Origin of the sequence: Streptomyces sp. NPDC053542 (assembly GCF_044544685.1) — a bacterium.
In the GTDB taxonomy this organism is placed as follows: Bacteria; Actinomycetota; Actinomycetes; order Streptomycetales; family Streptomycetaceae; genus Streptomyces.
Genome location: NZ_JBITXL010000005.1, coordinates 535,706 through 552,942, shown reverse-complemented (window position 1 = coordinate 552,942; position 17,237 = coordinate 535,706). Strand labels below are relative to the sequence as shown.

The 17,237-nt window shown below is 72.7% G+C and carries 20 protein-coding genes; 10 read left to right on the top strand and 10 right to left on the bottom strand.

The annotated features are described in order from the left end of the window. Positions 1–2: 2 nt before the first annotated feature. Positions 3–167 (bottom strand): 50S ribosomal protein L33, encoded by a 165-nt coding sequence (gene rpmG / locus ACIGXO_RS17435; protein WP_030019254.1) that lies wholly within the window; start codon positions 165–167, stop codon positions 3–5. A gap of 61 nt (positions 168–228) precedes the next feature. Between rpmG and rpmB the strand changes: the two genes are divergently transcribed. The 3 genes from rpmB to tatA all read left to right on the top strand — a co-directional run bounded on the left by rpmB (position 229) and on the right by tatA (position 1,152). Then, a complete protein-coding gene (rpmB, locus tag ACIGXO_RS17430; protein ID WP_399786871.1) occupies positions 229–465 on the top strand; it encodes a 50S ribosomal protein L28 in 237 nt (78 codons plus the stop codon). Next, entirely contained in the window at positions 465–770 is a 306-nt protein-coding gene (gene rpsN / locus ACIGXO_RS17425; protein ID WP_399786868.1) for a 30S ribosomal protein S14, read from the top strand. Before rpmB ends, rpsN begins: the two co-directional genes overlap by 1 nt. A 172-nt stretch (positions 771–942) precedes the next feature. Further along, a complete protein-coding gene (gene tatA / locus ACIGXO_RS17420; protein WP_399786865.1) occupies positions 943–1,152 on the top strand; it encodes a Sec-independent protein translocase subunit TatA in 210 nt (69 codons plus the stop codon). Between the two features lie 11 nt (positions 1,153–1,163). On the opposite strand, the gene ACIGXO_RS17415 is transcribed toward tatA, so the two are convergent. Continuing rightward, positions 1,164–1,934, bottom strand: a complete 771-nt coding sequence (locus ACIGXO_RS17415) for an alpha/beta fold hydrolase (protein ID WP_399786862.1) — start codon at positions 1,932–1,934, stop codon at positions 1,164–1,166. Positions 1,935–2,094: 160 nt separating this feature from the next. Here ACIGXO_RS17415 and ACIGXO_RS17410 point away from each other — a divergent pair, with 160 nt between their 5' ends. From ACIGXO_RS17410 to ACIGXO_RS17395, 4 genes are all read left to right on the top strand, one after another. Then, a complete protein-coding gene (locus tag ACIGXO_RS17410) occupies positions 2,095–3,237 on the top strand; it encodes a winged helix DNA-binding domain-containing protein (RefSeq protein ID WP_399786859.1) in 1,143 nt (380 codons plus the stop codon). 77 nt (positions 3,238–3,314) lie between these two features. Then, positions 3,315–4,991, top strand: a complete 1,677-nt coding sequence (locus ACIGXO_RS17405) for a bifunctional 3'-5' exonuclease/DNA polymerase (RefSeq protein ID WP_399786857.1) — start codon at positions 3,315–3,317, stop codon at positions 4,989–4,991. 127 nt (positions 4,992–5,118) lie between these two features. Beyond that, entirely contained in the window at positions 5,119–6,030 is a 912-nt protein-coding gene (locus ACIGXO_RS17400; RefSeq protein ID WP_399786854.1) for a DeoR/GlpR family DNA-binding transcription regulator, read from the top strand. Between the two features lie 15 nt (positions 6,031–6,045). Then, the gene (locus ACIGXO_RS17395; RefSeq protein WP_399786851.1) at positions 6,046–6,447 is read left to right on the top strand and encodes a RidA family protein; all 402 of its coding nucleotides are present in this window, start codon (positions 6,046–6,048) and stop codon (positions 6,445–6,447) included. Between the two features lie 52 nt (positions 6,448–6,499). Here ACIGXO_RS17395 and ACIGXO_RS17390 read toward each other — a convergent pair whose 3' ends face one another. The 3 genes from ACIGXO_RS17390 to ACIGXO_RS17380 all read right to left on the bottom strand — a co-directional run bounded on the left by ACIGXO_RS17390 (position 6,500) and on the right by ACIGXO_RS17380 (position 12,009). Then, positions 6,500–7,669: an acyltransferase family protein gene (locus ACIGXO_RS17390; protein WP_399786848.1), complete on the bottom strand. Its 1,170-nt coding sequence runs from the start codon at positions 7,667–7,669 to the stop codon at positions 6,500–6,502. A gap of 191 nt (positions 7,670–7,860) precedes the next feature. Continuing rightward, on the bottom strand, positions 7,861–8,754 hold the full coding sequence (locus tag ACIGXO_RS17385; RefSeq protein ID WP_399786845.1) for a glycerophosphodiester phosphodiesterase: 894 nt from the start codon (positions 8,752–8,754) through the stop codon (positions 7,861–7,863). A 243-nt stretch (positions 8,755–8,997) separates the two neighbouring features. Then, positions 8,998–12,009, bottom strand: a complete 3,012-nt coding sequence (locus tag ACIGXO_RS17380) for a BTAD domain-containing putative transcriptional regulator (protein ID WP_399786842.1) — start codon at positions 12,007–12,009, stop codon at positions 8,998–9,000. A 262-nt stretch (positions 12,010–12,271) separates the two neighbouring features. Between ACIGXO_RS17380 and ACIGXO_RS17375 the strand changes: the two genes are divergently transcribed. Then, positions 12,272–12,586, top strand: a complete 315-nt coding sequence (locus tag ACIGXO_RS17375; protein ID WP_399786839.1) for a hypothetical protein — start codon at positions 12,272–12,274, stop codon at positions 12,584–12,586. Positions 12,587–12,626: 40 nt separating this feature from the next. Here ACIGXO_RS17375 and ACIGXO_RS17370 read toward each other — a convergent pair whose 3' ends face one another. Next, positions 12,627–12,896 (bottom strand): hypothetical protein, encoded by a 270-nt coding sequence (locus ACIGXO_RS17370; protein WP_399786836.1) that lies wholly within the window; start codon positions 12,894–12,896, stop codon positions 12,627–12,629. Between the two features lie 563 nt (positions 12,897–13,459). On the opposite strand from ACIGXO_RS17370, the gene ACIGXO_RS17365 reads away from it, so the two are divergent. Both ACIGXO_RS17365 and ACIGXO_RS17360 read left to right on the top strand, forming a co-directional pair. Beyond that, complete coding sequence (locus tag ACIGXO_RS17365; protein ID WP_399786834.1) at positions 13,460–14,179, top strand: hypothetical protein; 720 nt, start codon at positions 13,460–13,462, stop codon at positions 14,177–14,179. A 96-nt stretch (positions 14,180–14,275) separates the two neighbouring features. Next, positions 14,276–14,542: a hypothetical protein gene (locus ACIGXO_RS17360; RefSeq protein WP_399786831.1), complete on the top strand. Its 267-nt coding sequence runs from the start codon at positions 14,276–14,278 to the stop codon at positions 14,540–14,542. 167 nt (positions 14,543–14,709) lie between these two features. Here the strand turns inward: ACIGXO_RS17360 and ACIGXO_RS17355 are convergent, their stop codons facing one another. The 4 genes from ACIGXO_RS17355 to ACIGXO_RS17340 all read right to left on the bottom strand — a co-directional run bounded on the left by ACIGXO_RS17355 (position 14,710) and on the right by ACIGXO_RS17340 (position 17,190). Beyond that, on the bottom strand, positions 14,710–15,120 hold the full coding sequence (locus ACIGXO_RS17355; RefSeq protein ID WP_399786828.1) for a rodlin: 411 nt from the start codon (positions 15,118–15,120) through the stop codon (positions 14,710–14,712). Between the two features lie 415 nt (positions 15,121–15,535). Continuing rightward, the gene (locus tag ACIGXO_RS17350) at positions 15,536–15,823 is read right to left on the bottom strand and encodes a hypothetical protein (RefSeq protein WP_399786825.1); all 288 of its coding nucleotides are present in this window, start codon (positions 15,821–15,823) and stop codon (positions 15,536–15,538) included. A 254-nt stretch (positions 15,824–16,077) separates the two neighbouring features. Next, a complete protein-coding gene (locus tag ACIGXO_RS17345) occupies positions 16,078–16,821 on the bottom strand; it encodes a chaplin (RefSeq protein WP_399786822.1) in 744 nt (247 codons plus the stop codon). 135 nt (positions 16,822–16,956) lie between these two features. Then, positions 16,957–17,190 (bottom strand): chaplin, encoded by a 234-nt coding sequence (locus tag ACIGXO_RS17340; RefSeq protein ID WP_031058604.1) that lies wholly within the window; start codon positions 17,188–17,190, stop codon positions 16,957–16,959. Positions 17,191–17,237 lie beyond the last annotated feature (47 nt).

Here is a 17,237-nt window from a genome sequence, read left to right as displayed (position 1 = left end):
GCTCAGCGCTCCTCTCGGAAGTCGACGTGCCGGCCGGCGACCGGGTCGTACTTCTTCAGCACCAGCCGGTCGGGGTCGTTACGGCGGTTCTTGCGGGTGACGTACGTGTAGCCCGTGCCGGCGGTGGACCGGAGCTTGATCACGGGACGTAGTTCGTTGCGGGCCATACGGGCTACTATACAGAAACGACAGTCATTTTCATTAAGCGCTCAGCAGGAGGTAGCTCACTTGTCCGCCCACTGCCAGCTGACCGGCCGCGCGCCGGCCTTCGGCAACACGATCTCCCACTCGCACCGGCGCACATCACGCCGTTTCGACCCGAACATCCAGCGCAAGCGGTACTGGCTGCCCAGCGAGAACCGCTTCGTACGCCTGCGGCTCAGCGCCAAGGCGATCAAGACCGTCGACACCATCGGCATCGAAGCCGCCGTCGCCCGGATCCGAGCACGAGGGGAGCGCGTCTGATGGCGAAGAAGAGCAAGATCGCGAAGAACGAGAAGCGCCGGATCGTCGTCGCCCGCTACGCGGCCCGCCGGGCCGCCCTGAAGGCGATCATCCGCGACCCGAAGACGCCGGACGAGGAACGGCTGGCCGCCCAGCGCGAACTGGCCCGCCAGCCGCGCGACGCCAGCGCCACCCGCGTCCGCAACCGCGACAGCGTCGACGGCCGCCCGCGCGGCTACTTCCGCGCCTTCGGCCTCTCCCGCGTCAACCTGCGCGGACAGGCGCACGCCGGCTACCTGCCGGGCGTGACGAAGTCCAGCTGGTAGCCGGCCCGGCGGCACCGGGGCCGGGGGCCGCCGTTCACGCGCCCCCCGGCCCCGGTTTCCTTCCCGTACCCCTGTACGGGTCATACTGAGCGGAACGTCCCAATCCGTACCGCGCGTACGGGTGCGCGGCCGCGCACCTACGGGAACGCACCCCAACGAGAGCGAGCCCCCCATGTTCCGCAATGCCCTCGAGCCCTGGCACCTGGTGCTGATCCTCGCCGTCCTCGTCCTGCTCTTCGGCTCGAAGAAGCTCCCCGACATGGCCCGCGGCCTCGGCAAGTCGATGCGCATCCTGAAGGCGGAGACCAAGGCCATGAAGTCCGAGTACCGCGACGGCGAGGCGGCGGCTCCGGAACAGCAGCGGACCGTCGGCCAGGAGTAACACCCCGGGTTCTACTGCCGGAGGAAGTCCTCCATCACGGCGGCCAGGGCCACCGGGGTTTCGTGCATCGGGTAGTGACCCGTGCCCGGAAGGGTGATGAGCTCGGCGTTCGGGTACCAGCTCTGCCATGTCGCGCGCATGACGTCGGCGGTGAGGGCGAGGTCGTGCTCGCCGACGACGACGCGTACGGGGACGGGGTTGCCGCGCACCGCGTCCGAGAGGTCCAGCGTGTGCCAGCTGGCCAGGTAGCCGGCGTGCGCCTCCTTGCGGGAGGCCGCCATCGAGTGGCTGATCATCCGCTGCTGCCAGACCCGCCCCGTACGGTGGCCGGTCACCAGGTCGAGGATGGCCCGGCGCTTCTCGGGGTCCTCGGACGCCCCGTAGAAGAGGGCCTGCGTCGGCTCGTCCATCGGGTACGGCGCCGCCGGTACGGGGGCGAGGCCGAGCAGGCGGCTGACCCGCTCCGGCGCGCGGACCAGCACCTGCTGGATCGCCTTGCCGCCCATGGAGTGCCCGACCAGCGCGAAACGGTCCCAGCCGAGCTGGTCGGCGAGGGCCAGCACGTCGTCGGCGATCTCGGGGAGGTCGTAGCGGCCGGGGACGTCCTTGCGGTCGCCGTAACCGCGGTAGTCCAGGAACGCGTACGTGAACTCCTCGGTGTCCAGGTAGTCCAGGACCGCGCCCCAGCCCGCGCAGGTGGCGAACCAGTCGTGCAGCACGATGACATGGCGTGGGCCCGAGCCGATGAGGCGGTGGGCGACGGTCTGCTCGGCTCTGGTCATGCGGCGGCTCCCTCATCGGTGTCCGTTTCTCCGGACTCGCGAGCGTATGGTCCCGCCGCCCGGTGGCGCGGGACCAGAGGCGGGACACGGTGAACGCCGCTGGCACCGCCGTGACTTGCGGTGCCGGGCGACTGTCAGTGACGTGCGGTGCAATGGGCGCATGAACCGAATCCTCAAGGTGCGTCACGACCAAGTGCTGGCCTGGCGGCTGCGGCAGCAGCGCCTCGCACCGCGCGGTGCCGGGTCCGTCGCGCAGCTCGCCGGCCGGCTGGCCGGGGTGCAGGCCCAGGTCGCCTCGGCCGCCGAGCTGGCGATCGCCACCCGCCGGAGCGACCCGGCCCCGGGCGCCGTCGACGCCGCGCTCGCGGACCGCTCGGTGATCAGGACCTGGGCCATGCGCGGCACGCTGCATCTGCTGCCCGCGCCGGCGGCCGGTGCGTACCTCTCCCTGCTCGGCGCGGCGCGGACGTGGGAGAAGCCGTCCTGGCAGAAGGCGTTCGGGGTGAGCCCGCGGCAGCTGGCGGCGCTGGGCGAGGCGGTCGACGAGGAGCTGGACGGGCGGGAGCTGACCCGCGAGGAGCTGGTGGCGGCCGTGTGCTCCCGCAAGGAACTCGGCGGGCTCAGCGAGCAGCTCTCCTCGGGCTGGAGCGCGGTGCTCAAGCCGCTGGCCTGGACCGGCCGGCTGTGCCAGGGCCTGCCCCGGGGACGGAACGTCACCTTCGCCGCACCGCGGTCGTGGGTGCCGGACTGGGCCGGTGTGCCGGACCCCGAGGAGGCGTCCGGTGCGGTGATCTCCGCGTATCTGGGGGCGCACGGCCCGGCGACGCCCGCCGCCTTCGACGCGTGGCTGCTGCGCGGCGCGACCCGCAGGGCGACGCTGCGCGGCTGGTTCGCGGCGCTCGGGGACGCGCTCACGCCGGTGGAGGTGGACGGCGAGTCCGGTGCGTACCTCCGCAGCGAGGACGCCGACGCGCTGGCGGCCGTGCGGCCCTCCCGCGAGGTGCGGCTGCTGGCCGGCTTCGACCAGTACGTCCTCGGGCCGGGCACCGCCGACAGCCGCCTGATCCCGGCGCACCACAGGAAGGACGTGAGCCGTGCGGCCGGGTGGATCTCCCCCGTCGTCGTGCACGGCGGCCGGGTCGCGGGCGTCTGGGCCTTCACCGATACGGCCGTGGAGATCAGCCTCTTCAAGGACCACGTGGCGGAGCACGGCCCCGTGCCGGCCGAGGGCCTGGCGGCCGAGGCGGCCCACCTGGCCCGCTGCACGGGCCTCGACCGCCCGACAGCAGTCCAGGAGATCTGAGAGCGAGGGCTCCGACGGGAGCCGGAGGGAGACCGCGCCACCGCCGGATTGTCGTACCCCGGTGCGAAACTCACGACATGCGGTGGGTGGTGGGCGAATCGGCGAACGGGGGTGTCCGGCTGTGTGCGGTGGACGGGACGGGAGCGGTGGTCGGTGCGGTCGCCGAGGAGCCGGACCTGGTCACGGCGGTGCGGGCGCGGCCGGACGTGGAGCGCTGGGTGTGGCGCTCCACGGCGGAGTCGTACCGCAGGCTGCTCGCGGCCGGGGTGCGGGTCGAGCGGTGTTACGACGTCGAGGCCGCCGAGGCGCTGCTGATCGGGCACGAGGAGGGCCAGTCCGGCCAGCCGCGGTCGCTCGCGGCGGCCTGGGCGCGGCTGCGCGGCCTGCCGGTGCCGGACGACCCGCCGGTGCGGACCGCGGAGACACAGCCCTCGCTCTTCGAGCCGGGCCCGGCCCCGCTGCCGCCGGGCACGGACGAGTTCACGGCGCTGCGGGAGGTGTACGCGGGCCAGCTGGCGCGTACGGAGAAGACCGAGCGGCCGGAGCGGATGCGGCTGCTGCTCGCGTCGGAGTCGGCCGGGATGCTGGTCGCCGCCGAGATGCACCGTGCCGGGGTGCCCTGGCGCGCGGACGTGCACCGCGCGCTGCTGGACGAGCTGCTGGGCGAGCGCTATCCGCGTGGCCTGGAGCCGCAGCGGCTGGCCGAGCTGGCGGACGAGGTGTCCCGCGCGTTCGGGGAGGGCGTGCGGGTCCGCCCCGACCTGCCGGCCGACATCATCCGGGCCTTCGCACAGGCCGGCATCAAGCTGACCTCCACCCGCAAGTGGGAGCTGCTCGGCATCGACCACCCGGCCGTCGCCCCGCTCCTGGAGTACAAGAAGCTCTACCGCCTGCACACCGCGCACGGCTGGTCCTGGCTCCAGCAGTGGGTGCACGAGGGGCGGTTCCGCCCGGAGTACCTGCCCGGCGGCACGGTCTCCGGGCGCTGGACCACCAACGGCGGCGGCGCGCTGCAGGTGCCCAAGGTGATCCGGCGGGCGGTGGTCGCCGACCCTGGCTGGCGGCTGGTGGTGGCGGACGCCGACCAGATGGAGCCGCGGGTGCTGGCGGCCGTCTCCCGGGACCGCGGCCTGATGGAGGTCGCGGGCAGCGGCCGGGACCTGTACGCCGACCTGGCTGCCCGCGCCTTCGGCGGCGACCGCGCGCAGGCCAAGCTCGCGCTGCTCGGCGCGATCTACGGACAGACCTCGGGCGACGCGCTCAAGCACATGGCGGACCTGCGGCGCCGCTATCCGGCGGCGGTGGCGTACGTGGACGACGCGGCGCGGGCCGGCGAGGAGGGCCGCCTCGTGCGCACCTGGATGGGGCGCACGTGCCCGCCCGCCTCGGTGGCCGCGCCCGACGAGGCGGGCCTGCCCCAGGAGGAGGCCCCGCCCTCGTACGGCAGCACGGCGGGCGCCCGGGCCCGCGGCCGCTTCACGCGCAACTTCGTCGTGCAGGGCAGCGCCGCCGACTGGGCGCTCCTCGTCCTGGCCGCGCTCCGCCGATCGCTGCACGAGGCGGGCATGCGCGCCGAGCTGGTCTTCTTCCAGCACGACGAGGTGATCGTGCACTGCCCCGAGGAGGAGGCGCCGGCGGTCGCGCAGGCCATCGCCGCGGCCGCCGACCTGGCGGGCCGCCTCGCCTTCGGCCCCACCCCGGTCCGCTTCCCGTTCACCACGGCGGTGGTGGAGTGCTACGCGGACGCGAAGTGAGGCCCGCGCCCGGGCCAGGGGAAGGCCGCCCCGCAGGCTCTAAACTCCGAGGAGGCCCCGGTGCGGCCGGCCGGGCCGTGCGGACGTGTAAGGACGTGGCCGACCGCCATCCGGGAGAGGACCAGCGTTGACCGGTACCGAAGGGACTGCCGACGGCACTGCCGAGGGGACTCCTGACGCCGTGCCCCCGGCCGACGACGCCGCGCCCCCGGCCCCGGCCGATGACGCCGCGCCCGCCGGCGGCGACGCCGCCTCCCCGGCCAAGCTCGGCCCCAAGGAGCGCCGGAAGCGGATCGCGGACCGGGTGCTGTCCGAGGGCCAGGTCAGCATCGAGGACCTGGTCAAGGAGCTGGGCGTCAGCCAGATGACGGTCCACCGCGACCTGGACACCCTGGAGCACCAGGGCTGGCTGCGGAAGGTGCGCGGCGGCGCCACGGCCGCGCCCAACGCCCTGTTCGAGTCGAACGCGCGCTGGCGCGGCAGCGAGCACGTCGCCGCGAAGGAGGCGATCTGCGCGGCCGCGCTGGCCATAGCGGAGCCCGGCCAGGCGGTGATCATCGACGACTCCAGTACGGCGCTGCCGCTGGCCCGCTCGCTCTCCGGACGCGGCGCGTACACCGTGATCACCAACTCGCTGCAGGTGATCAACGAGCTGGCCGACGAGCCCGACATCCGGGTGATCGCGCTGGGCGGCGAGTACCACGCCGCGTTCAACGCCTTCCTCGGCATGTCCACCGCCGACATCGCGCGCAGCTTCCGCGCCGACGTCGCCTTCCTGTCCACCTCCGCCGTCGACAACGGCCACTGCTACCACCAGGCCCAGGAGAACGTCCTGGTCAAGCGGGCCCTGATGGCGGCGGCCCGGCGCAAGGTGCTGCTCGTGGACCACTCCAAGTTCAGCCGTCAGGCGCTGTACGAGCTCGCTCCGCTGGCCGACTTCGATCTCGTCATCTCCGACCAGGATCTTCCGCAGGAGGAGCAGGAGGCGCTTCAATCGCTGGGTGTGCGCTACGAATTGGTGGCGACGAACGGCGGCTGAGGCGGAGGCGGAAGCATGAGCGAGCTGGAGCGGATCAACCCACCGCGGCTGTCCCCGCCGACCGGCTTCAGCCACGCCGTGCGCGCGCCCTCCGGCACGCTCGTCCTGCTCGCCGGGCAGACCGCGCTGGACGGCGCCGGCCGGATCGTGGGCTCGGACGTCGTCGAGCAGTTCGAGCAGGCGCTGACGAATCTGCTGACCGCGGCCGAGGCGGCCGGCGCCGCCCCCTCCGACCTCGGCAAGCTCACGGTGTACGCGGTCGACGTCGCCGACTACCGGCGCAACGCCGCCGCCATCGGGCAGGTCTGGAAGCGTCTGGTGGGCAGCGACTATCCGGCCATGGCCGTCATCGGCACGACGCGGCTGTGGGACGAGGCCGCGCTGGTCGAGATCGAGGGCATCGCCGTGGTGTCCTGAAATGCTGAGGGGCCCGGTCCGTCGTAGCGGACCGGGCCCCTTCGCGTCGGGCTCAGCGGCGGTGGCGGGCCGCCTCGGCCGGGTCCTTCTTGAAGGCCCAGGCCATCTTCGGTTCCATCGCCCAGCGGAACATCCGTTGCACGGGCGGGGTGCACAGCACGGTGATGAGCGTGCCCGCGAAGAGGGTGAGCAGAACGGCGCCCCACGGCGTGTGGATCCAGTCCCAGTCGTCGTACCAGCCCCAGAAGCGGGAGCCCTTGGCGAGGAAGCCGTGCAGCAGGTAGCCGTACAGCGTGCCGGCGCCGAGGGCGGTGCACCACATCGTGCGGCCCGGGATCCAGGCGAAGAAGCACGCGACCAGGACGAGCGAGCAGCCGAACATCGCGAGGGTCATGACCGCGCCGCTCCACCACGGGGCGGCGAGCTCCTGGGCGGCGTCGCGGTGGTAGAACCACGCGGCGTTCATCCGCGGCGCGGCCCAGTACGCGAAGACCAGCGCGCTCGCGAACACCGGCAGCGCGATGATGCGGGCCCGCTTGTTGCGCACGATCAGGAAGTGCTCGGGCTTGAGGTTCAGGCCGATGACGAAGAACGGCAGGAACTGCAGCACCCGCTGGAGGTCGAGGTCGTTGCCGATGTTCGGCGAGACGGACGCGAGGACGGCGATGGCCAGAGCCAGCGGGACCGGCCAGCGCACGACCTTCCAGATCGGCGTGGTGAGCCGCCAGATGAACAGCGCGATCAGGAACCAGGTCAGGTACCAGGGGTCCAGCAGGCTGAAGTCGTAGCCCGGGTCGTCGTCCGCGTACCGCTTGAACAGCGTGTACGCGACCTCGAACAGAACGTACGGCACCGCGACGCCGGTGATCAGCCGCTGCAGCCGGTCCTTGCGCATGTCGAAACTGCGCGAGAAGTAGCCGGAGATGATGATGAACGCCGGCATGTGGAAGGCGTACACCATGATGTAGAGCGCCGCGGCCGAGCGGCTGCCGTCCCGCAGCGGTTCCCACGAGTGGCCCATGGCCACCAGCACGATCGCCAGGTACTTGGCGTTGTCGAAGAAGGCGTCCCGCTGCTTGCCGTTCTTCGACGGCTCGGTGCGCTTCCGATCGGCCTGCTGTACGCCGCCCGTTACCGCGGCATCCGTGTCCGCCGGTGGTGCGGTCCGCGTGGGCGGGAGGGGGCTGCGCCGCTCACTGTGCGGCTGCGCGAGATTGTTCACGTCCCCTCCCCCGGGCAACCCAGGGAGAGAATTCTCCGTCTTACCGGAATTGCGGGGAGCGAGGCAGCTGAGAACATCAGAGGCACCCTAGCCCGGCACACCGAATCCCGTAAATCGTCTCCTCACATGCTTCACATGCCATGTACGTCACACGGCGGCCAGTGCATCCGAGGAGCGTGCGAAGGCGCAGGTCAGAGGATGACGCCGTCGACGCTGTAGGCCGAGAACGCCCGTTTGGCCTGACCGGCCGACACACCCCAAGTGTGCACCTCCAGCCGGTCGGCGTGCGGTCCCCACAGGCTTTGCACAGCGGACACATAGGCCGAACTCAGGCCCTTGTACGGCGGGTTGATCCAGTCGGCGAAGCGGGCGTACTCCGGGAGCTGCGCGCGGCTCGGCGTGCCGAGCACCGCCGTACGCACCTCCGGCTCCAGGGAGTGCACGCGGCGGACGGATGCGACGTCAAAGCTCTGGATGACGAGCCCGTCCATCACATGCGTCGCGTCCAGCCACCCGGACGACCGCAGCTGGGCGAGGATCTGCTTCTCGATGCCCGGGTACTTCTCGGGATTCTTGACCTCCAGCAGGAGGTGCTGGTCGTTGCGGTCCACCCGGTTCAGGTACGAGGCGAGGGTGGGCACCCGCTCCCGCGCGAATTTCCTGCCGAACCAGCTCCCGGCGTCCAGCCTGGCGATCTCGGCGGCGGTGAAGTCGCCCACCCGCCACGGCGACCGGTCGGGGTAGACCTGCTCCACGTTGGTGGTGCGCTTGAGCGTGGCGTCGTGGATGACGACCAGCTTGCCGTCCTTGGTGCGCTGCACGTCGTTCTCGACCCACTCGACGTCGCGCCGGTCGGCCGCGTCGACCGCGGCCAGGGTGTTCTCGGGGGCGTACTTGGCGGCGCCCCGGTGCGCGATGACCGTGGGGCCGTCGAGCGGCATCCCCTTCTTGGCGGAGACCAGGTGGACCGGGGCCGGCGGGGCGGCGAGGCGACCACCGCCCGGGGCACCCGCGTCGGCGGCGAGTACCGCCGCGAAAAGAAGGACGAGACCGGCGGCGGCGCTGCGGACGGCGCTTCGGAGCATGGGACCTCCTGGACGCTGGCGGCGGGCCTCGCGTGCCGGCCGGAGCGGACCGCCCACCCCTGCCAGGTACCGGAGCCCATGACAACTCCCACCACAATTGCACCAGTTTATCCGTTTTCCTATTCGTGTGCGCCAGGCGGGCTAAGCAGACCCGGTGTAATCAGGACACGGGCGCCGCCCGACAAGGGAGAAATACGAGGGGTAATTCACTGGCCATGGGTTAAAAGCGCCGGCCCCAGCACGTCACACGAGGGTGCGCAACTCCGGCAGCACATCGGCGTCCGTGCCGTCCAGTGCCGCCAGCGACAGCCGCCACTGTTCGTCCGACTCCGCCGCGCGCCCGAGAGTGCGCAGCACGTGCCCGTACTCGTACCGCGCCTTGCCGGCGGTGTACGCGTCGCCGCGCAGCTCGGCCAGGTCCAGCAGCGTCTCGCACTCCTGCGCGGCCCGCTCCGCGCGCGCCAGCGTGCGCAGCGCGCGAATCAGCCCGAGACGGCTCTCGGAGACCGTGTGCCAGTCGGTGGAGTCCTCCAGCGAGCGCAGCGCCTCTTCGAACTGACCGACCGCTGCCTCCGGTTCACCGAGCGTGAGGTAGGCGCAGCCGATATTGCAGCGCGCCGTCTGCTGCAACCGTGCGCTGTCCAGCCGGACGCCCGTCTCCAGGCTGCGCCGGTGGTACTCGATGGCCTTGCGCGCGTCGGTCAGCTCGTAGAGATTGCCCAGGTGGCTGAGGCAGATCGCCACCGCGTGGTCGTCGCCCAGCCGGTGCGCGTACGCGAGCGCCTCCTCCTGCGCCGCCGCCGACTCCTCGGCCCGCCCCAGTACGTACAGCAGCAGGCCCCGGTTGCTGAGCACCCGCTGCAGCCACTCGTCGTCACCCAGCAGCCGCCACCGGGCGATCGCGTCGTCGATCAGTACGAGCGCCTTCTCGTAGCGCCCCGACATGTAATACGCACTGGCCAGGTCGCTCATCGCGACCACCTCGGCGCCCGCGTCGCCCGACTCGCGGGCCCCGGCCCGCGCCAGGTCGCTCAGATTGGCCAATTCCTGCGTACGGCCCCGGCGTTGCAGATAGGGCGCGAGCATCCGTACCAGCGTCACCGCCGCTTCCCTGCCGTACTCGGTACCGACGTGCCGCGCCACCAGGCCGCTCATCACGGCCAGCTCCCGGTCGCCCCAGCGGAACGCCTGCTCCGCGTCCGCGAACGGCGCCGCCGCCTCCTTCGGCTCGCCCGCCAGCCGCAGCGCTTGGAAGGGGGAGGGCGGCAGGAGGACCCGTACGGACTGCGCGGCGCGGGCGGCGAACCACTCCAGGCCGCGCCGCGCCGCCGCCTCCCGCTCCGCCGCGTCCTCGTGCTGCGCCGCCAGTTCCCGCGCGAAGTCCCGCACCAGGTCGTGCGGCGCGTACCGGCCGAACGCCACCTCCTCCAGCAGCGCCACGTCCACCAGCCGGTCCAGCGCGGCACAGGTGCGCCGGGTACCGGCGTCCATCAGCCGGGCGGCCAGCTCCGTCTCGTACTCGGGCAGGTCCAGCGCGCCCATCCGGCGCAGCGCCAGCGCCGCGTCCCGGTCGGCCGGGCGCTCCGACGCCACCAGCGCGTCGTACGCGACGGCCAGCGAGCGCCGCACGCTCAGATCGTCGTACTCCAGATGGTCCAGCCGCCCGTCCTGCCCGTCCAGCAGCTCCACCAGCGCCTCCACGGTCAGCGCGCGGCGGGCCGCGAGCCGCGCCGCGACCACCCGCAGCGCCAGCGGCAGCTGCCCGCACAGCTCCGCCAGCCGCCGGGCCGCCGGGCTGCCGGCCGGCACCCGGCCGTGCCCCGACACCCGGCTGATCAGGTCCACGCTGTCCCGCTCGGCGAGCCTGGCCAGCGGGAGATGCACCGCGCCGTCCAGCGCGGCCAGCGGCGACCGGCTGGTGACCAGCACCGCGCAGCCGGGGCCCGCCGGGAGCAGCGGCCGCACCTGGGCCGCGCCGGCGGCGTCGTCGAGGACGAGGAGGGTACGGGCTCCGGCGAGCGTCGAGCGGAGCAGCGCCGAAGCGGCGTGCACCTCGTCGGGCACCCGCCCGGCCGGCACGCCGAGGTCGCGGAGCAGCACCTCCAGGGCCTGGAGCGCGCTCATGGGCGCGACGCCGGGGTTCGCGCCGTGCAGATTGAGGAAGAGCTGTCCGTCCGGGTACTGCTCGCGCAGCCCGTGGGCGACGTGCACCGCCAGCGCGCTCTTCCCGACGCCCGCCATACCGCTGAGCACGGCCGTCGCGGCCCGGCCGGCACGCGGCGCCAACGCCTCGTGCAGCGCGGCGACCTGCTCGTCCCGGCCGAGGAAGGGGTCGGGCGGGGGCGGGAGTTGGGCGGGGCGGCGGGCAGGCTTCAGGTCCGCGGGGGTTTCGGCCCGGGTTTCGGCCTCCGCGGGCGTGCCTACGGCGGCGCTCCCGACGCCGTCCTCGGCCGCGTCCCCGTCGGCCTGCTCCGGGATGCCCCGCGGCGCTTCCTGGGGCGCGTCGTCCTCCCGCAGCACCTCCTGGAGCGCTTCCTGGACCGCCGCGCCCGGCTCGACGCCCAGTTCGTCCACCAGCCGCCGGCGCAGCGCCTGGAAGACGGCGAGCGCCTCCGCCTGCCGGCCCGATCTGCGCAGGACCAGCATCAACTGCCGGTGGAATTCCTCCCGCAGCGGGTGCTCGGTGGCCAGCCGGCACAGCTCGGGGGCCAGCCCGTCGTGCCGCCCCAGCCGCAGCTCGGCCTCGTACCGCCACTCCAGCAACTGGAGACGTTCCTCCTCCAGTTGCTGCACGAAGGGCTGGGCGTCCAGCGCGTCGGACACCTCGGCCGGCAGCCCGTCCAGCGGACGGCCGCGCCACAGTGCGGACGCCGTGGCGGCCTCCCCGAGCACCGCGGTCCAGTCCGCACGGGCGTACGCCTCCCGGGCACGCCGTACGGCAGCGGTGAATTCGGTGCTGTCCAGCTCCCCCGGGCCGACCCTCAGCAGATAGCCCGGGGCCACCGAGCTGAGCCGGCCGTCGCCGTCCGCGCCGAGCGTCCGGCGCAGCCGCGTGACGTGGTTGTAGAGCGAGGCGTTGGCCGAGGCGGGCGCGTGCCCGCCCCAGAGTGCTTCCTTGAGCACGTCGACCGGTACGACGCGGTTCGCGCGCAACAGGAGGGCGGCCAGCAGCGCCTGGCCCTTCGCGCTGCTGAGAGGGCGGGCCCCGCCCGCGCCGTCGTGCACCGTCAGCGGGCCCAACAGGCCGAACCGCATGTTGCTCCTCCGTACAGGCCGACCCGTTGGCCACATGGTTGGGCACATGTTAGTCAGCCGTTGGACCCGTCCGATGAGATCGTCACATCGGATCCGGCCCGTCGGTGCGCCGGCGCGCACACCGCCCGTCGGGGGAGCGCAACCGCCGAGCCGGGTCCGCAGCCACATACAGCCGTCGGCCGGCCAGGGGCCCGGAGGTTTTGACGGCCGTCAAAGAGTGACAGGCTCTGGGGGACCGGTCAGGGACGACAGGGAGCCACGCTTGGAGAGCGACCACAGCGACCAGAGCGACGGCAGCGGTGGCGCCCGCGACGGTGCCCCGGACGAGGCCGTACGGCAGCAGGCCATCGCCGTCGTCCAGCGCATCCTGGACGGCGAGTACGACGGCGAGGCCGGGCTCTACGCCCACCTGGACTGGCTGGAGCAGGCCCTGCGGTGCCGTTACGTCAGCGACTTGATCTTCTGGCCCGACGTGCCGCCCACCGCCCAGGAGGTCGTGCGGCAGGCGCTCGCCTTCGGTCCGGCCATCCCGCGGCCGCGCGACTGCCCGCCGGACCGTACGAACGCCGCTCGCTGAGCACCGCCCCCGTACCGCCCTCGCCCCGGGCGCACCGGCCTCACAGCGGGTGCGAGGCCGCCACCGGCCGCGGCGCGACGGGCACCCTGCCCCTGCGCACCATCGCGGGCGGCAGCGCGGCAGGCAGCCGCCCGCCGGAGCCGCCGGGCCGGCCCGGTCCGCCGGGGCCGGGACCGCCGGGCCCCTGGCCGGTGCCGCACACCGTGTTGTCGTGCGGCCACAGGGCGGCGGGCCGCCGGACGATGCCCGCCCGCCATTCGGCCAGCAGCCGGTCGTAGATCGGGGTCGGCTCCATCGCGGGGCGCGGCACGACTCCCGGGCGCTGTCTGTCGAGAAAGAGCTCCACGCCGGGCTTCAACTCGTGCCCATGGCCCGTGGTTGCGGCCCGCACCCGTACCGGTTACGGAATACGCCTGCACCGGGGACGGCATGAAGATACGTTCCCTCAGCCGTACGAACGCGTCTCCGCCGGGGGCGGGACGGTGCCGGAGGGTGAAGACGGCACCGCCCCGCGAAGGCCCACGCATCACGGCCAGTGACACGTTCCGCCACACCCAGTGCAACGCCGTCACGGGCCGGGAGGTAATGACTCCGGTCCCGGTGCCACCCGGCCGTGCGCCCCGGCGGCGTCCCCGCCGCCACGAATGGCCGCAGCCCCGCCGTCTTCGCTGCTCGGCCAGAAACGGCAGGTCAGACAATACGACCGCAACCCACTGCTCCTGACGGCGCGTTGCCGATGAATTGCGCGCGGCGACCGGCCTTTGCACCGTGACGGTATCTCGGCGTTCTCCCGACGCACCGCTCGGCGGTACCGCTCGACGGCACCGCCGAGCCGACCACGGCCACTCCTACCGGTCACCCGAAAGGACCACCATGCGCATGCTCCGGAAGTCCGGACTCATCGTCACCTCCGCCGCCTGCGGCGCCCTCGTCCTCGGCACGGCCGGCCCGGCCGCCGCGTCCATCGCCGAGCGGAACGCCGCCCCTCCCGACGCGGCCGTCCTGGCGCCCGCCCCCGACGCCCCCCAGAACGGCAACGAGAACGGCGGCCTGCTGGGCGCCCTCAGCGACGTACTGCACGTGGTCGGCGACGCGCTGAAGAAGGACAACCACACCACCTCCCCCGCGAAGACCAAGACCGAGGCCCAGGCCATCGCCGCCGAGCTCGCCAGGCTGGAGGGCCGCGACGTGCGGCCGGCGCAGGGGTACTCGACGGACCAGTACGGACTCACCGGTTCGGACGCGCCCTCGGACGTGTACGCCCAGGCCGACCCGTACGCCGGGAGCGCCCCGTACGCACCCGCTGCCGGCGCGACTGCCGCCAGGAGCCCGGAGCGGACCGACACCCGGGCGCCGGCCGCCGCCGGTCCGCGGGCCCGTGCCGTCGGCGACCTCCAGGCGAAGATCGAGGCGCTCGTCCAGGCCCTCGGCGGGCGCGACCGGGAGGACGTGGTGACCGCCGCCCAGCAGACCCTGGTCGCCGCCGGCGACCTGGCCAAGACCATCGCCAACAGCCCGCGGGACCCCTGGGCACAGGCTCCGTCCACGCAGCAGCAGGACCCGTCCGAGGAGGCCCCCGACGTGGATTACTGACGGTCCGCCTCCGGTCCGCTTCCCCGTACGGCTCCGCCGGTATAACTCCTTCGGCCCACACCCGGCATAACCCGCGACCGGTACGGACGGTTGTACGTGGACGTGGACATGAAGGACGACGACGAGCACGCGGACCGGCAGCCGCCGCGCGTGCCACGGCCCGGCCGCTGGGTGCGGGAGGAGCCGACGCCGATCTACGACCGGCTGCTGGCCGAGTGGCACGCGCGGGGCCCGTTCCCGCCCCGCCGTGAACGCCCCGACGACGCCGAGCCGAAGGCCGGCCCGCGCATCCCGCCGCTCAGGCCGCCGCGCGTGCCCGACCCGCCACGCCGGCCACCCCGCCAGCGGCCGTACGAACTCTGAGCCGTACGCGAGGCCCGCCCCGGTCCGCCGCCCCACCGCGGCGGCCGGGGCCACAGCCGTGCGCGCGCCTCGGGGCCCCGGGGCCCCCGCCCCTCTCCGGTGTTCCGCGCAGCAAGAAGCCCGGGCCGTCCCCGCCGAAGGCGGAACGGCCCGGGCTCTCGTCACGCTCAGCTGTTGCCGGCGCCGTTCGCGGACAGGATCGGGATGTCGTCGAGCAGGTGCGACAGCGCCTCGTCACCCTTGTTCTGGGTGGAGTTCTCGGTGCACTGCTGGTTCTGCGGCGAGGAGAGGACGTTGATGTCCTGGACCGTGATCGGGATGAGGCCGATGAGCGAACCGACGTTCAGCTTGGCCGGCAGGCCGATGCACGGCTTGTTGAGCGAGCCCTGGATCAGACCGATCTGCGGGCTCATGTTGCCGTGGGTGGTGGAGTTGCCGAACGACTGCGACGCACCGTTGCCGGAGACGGCGGTGGCACCGTCGTCGTCACCGACAGCCATCGCCTGGGGAGCGGCGGCGGCCGAGGCACCGACGATGGACGCTGCGACTGCGGCCGAGGCCATGAACTTCTTGATCACGATTCACCCTTCTTGTTACTGAATGCCCGCATCCGGAGCGCTCTGCCCAACTCTTTTCAGCGGGTTTGGTTTTGCACTTTCACCCATATGGTTCTTCGCCTGGCAGCTAATTCACCGTGACGGCACAGCCGTACGGTGGAATAACCGGATACCCGGGCGCGTATTCGACCCGTGGAATCCCGCAGGCAATCCCGCGAAAGCGGACCGACGGCCGGCCTCCGCCGTTCGACGGTAAATTCGGCGGTGCGCCGAATTACGGGCCGGAGCGAGGTATGTTGATCGAGCGGCCGATCAGCGGGGGCGATTCCGATCCCCTTCACCTGGAACCGTCCTCGCGGTCGCGGGCCCGGACGGGCCGTACGCCGTCCCGCTGCACGGCGGCTGATCCTTGCGCCGGATCGGCCGCCCAGCGGCGTTACTTCCCGAGCGGCAGACCGGCCAGCGGAAGGTGCCCCGCGAGGTGCGTGACGCCGCCCACCAGGTCCTTGGTGTCGCCACGGCCCAGCGCGTGCGTGACGCGGTGCGCGTTGTCCATCAGCGGGTCGACCTCGGACCTGCCCGCGTTGGCGAGCGCGTCGTTCAGCCCGCCGTTCAGGCTCATGCTCGGGGAGGTCGAGGGGGCGGGGGCGGCGAGCGCGGGGGACGCGGCCCCCAGCGCCACCACCGAGCCGGCGAGGATCGCCGCGGTCTTCGCGAGCTTCATCTTCAGCGTTCCTTTCCGCAGCGGCGGGGCGACGAGAACGCCCTGCGCGTCGCGCAGGCAGTGTGGCGTGCCGTACTTCCGCCGCTGTCGTCATGCGTAACGAACCGGTCCGCACACGGAAACTGCGGGCCCGCTCCTTTTTCCCGTTCCACCCGAACGACGGGAATTCCGGCGGTTCTCCCGGCGTTGCCGTTCGCCCGCTTCCCGGACGCCCGCACAGCCGTCCATAAGGAAATCCGAATTTCTCCCCGGCGTCAGCGCCCGGCCGGCCGCGCCCGGCGGTACAGAATCGCCCCGCCGAGTACCAGCGCGGCTCCGGTGCCGGCCGCGAAGCCGATCTGCTGCGTACCGGTGTGGGCCAGCTGCGTCACCGGGGAGCCGGTGTCGTGCGCCTCGCCGGCGCGCGGGTCCGCCGGTCCGGCCGGCCGCGGCGCTTCGGGCGTCACGTGCTGCGGCGGTACGGAGTCGTCGGCGTGCTCCTGCTCGTTCGACGACCCGGCGCAGTCGTTGCCGAAGACGGGGTTCAGCAGGCCGACGATGTCCGCGGTGTTGCCGCAGGCGTTCACCGGGACGTCGACGGGGGCCTTGGCGTCGTTGCCGGAACCCACACCCGGCGAGTTCTGTGCCGAGCCGGCCGCGCCCGCGCCCTCGCCGGCGCCTTCCCCGGCGCCTTCCCCGGGCTCCTGCCCGCCCTCGGTGGAGCGCTGCTCCTGTCCGCCCTGCGGCTGCTGCCCGCTCTGCGTCTGGTGGCCGCCCCCGTCACTGGCACAGCCGTTTCCGAAGGACGGGTTGAGCGCCCCGACGACGTCCGCGCTGTTCCCGCAGATGTTCGCGGGCACCTCCACCGGTGCGTGGACGTTGTTCCCGGAGAGCACTCCCGGGGAGTTCGCGCTCTCACCGCTCGCTCCCGCGTCCGCGAACGCGGTGCCTCCGGTCACCCCGAGCACACCGGTGGTGGCCGCGGCGGCGAGGAGACCCTTAGCCAGGACCTGTCGCATTGGTCTTCCTGTCTTCGCTTGCCGTCGCGTAAGGGCTGCTGCCCGTACGCCCGTAACTACAAGGCGGCCCCGGGGCGCATGGCATGCGTCCCGAGGCCGTCCGGGTCGAACTCACAACTGCGTACGTCGCGGACGTCAGTCGTTGACGCAGGTGTTGCCGAAGGCGGGGTTCAGCAGGCCGATGATGTCGATCGTGTTGCCGCAGACGTTCACCGGAACGTGAACAGGAACCTGCAGGACATTGCCGGAGATCACACCCGGAGAGTTGTTGGCGGCACCGCTGGCACCCGAGTCGGCGAACGCCGGCGCGGCGGTCCCCGCTGCCATCAGCGTTCCAGCGGCGACCGCGGCGACCTTCGTGTACTTCACTTTCAGCCCTTTCTGCAGCGGAGTTCGTAACGGTCACGACCTTCGTG

Bases quoted from the DNA above. Each gene is read 5' to 3' on its own strand.
- rpmG (WP_030019254.1), bottom strand. From the start codon at position 167: ATGGCCCGCAACGAACTACGTCCCGTGATCAAGCTCCGGTCCACCGCC.
- rpsN (WP_399786868.1), top strand. From the start codon at position 465: ATGGCGAAGAAGAGCAAGATCGCGAAGAACGAGAAGCGCCGGATCGTC.
- tatA (WP_399786865.1), top strand. From the start codon at position 943: ATGTTCCGCAATGCCCTCGAGCCCTGGCACCTGGTGCTGATCCTCGCC.
- ACIGXO_RS17415 (WP_399786862.1), bottom strand. From the start codon at position 1,934: ATGACCAGAGCCGAGCAGACCGTCGCCCACCGCCTCATCGGCTCGGGC.
- ACIGXO_RS17410 (WP_399786859.1), top strand. From the start codon at position 2,095: ATGAACCGAATCCTCAAGGTGCGTCACGACCAAGTGCTGGCCTGGCGG.
- ACIGXO_RS17405 (WP_399786857.1), top strand. From the start codon at position 3,315: ATGCGGTGGGTGGTGGGCGAATCGGCGAACGGGGGTGTCCGGCTGTGT.
- ACIGXO_RS17395 (WP_399786851.1), top strand. From the start codon at position 6,046: ATGAGCGAGCTGGAGCGGATCAACCCACCGCGGCTGTCCCCGCCGACC.
- ACIGXO_RS17385 (WP_399786845.1), bottom strand. From the start codon at position 8,754: ATGCTCCGAAGCGCCGTCCGCAGCGCCGCCGCCGGTCTCGTCCTTCTT.
- ACIGXO_RS17380 (WP_399786842.1), bottom strand. From the start codon at position 12,009: ATGCGGTTCGGCCTGTTGGGCCCGCTGACGGTGCACGACGGCGCGGGC.
- ACIGXO_RS17365 (WP_399786834.1), top strand. From the start codon at position 13,460: ATGCGCATGCTCCGGAAGTCCGGACTCATCGTCACCTCCGCCGCCTGC.
- ACIGXO_RS17350 (WP_399786825.1), bottom strand. From the start codon at position 15,823: ATGAAGCTCGCGAAGACCGCGGCGATCCTCGCCGGCTCGGTGGTGGCG.
- ACIGXO_RS17345 (WP_399786822.1), bottom strand. From the start codon at position 16,821: ATGCGACAGGTCCTGGCTAAGGGTCTCCTCGCCGCCGCGGCCACCACC.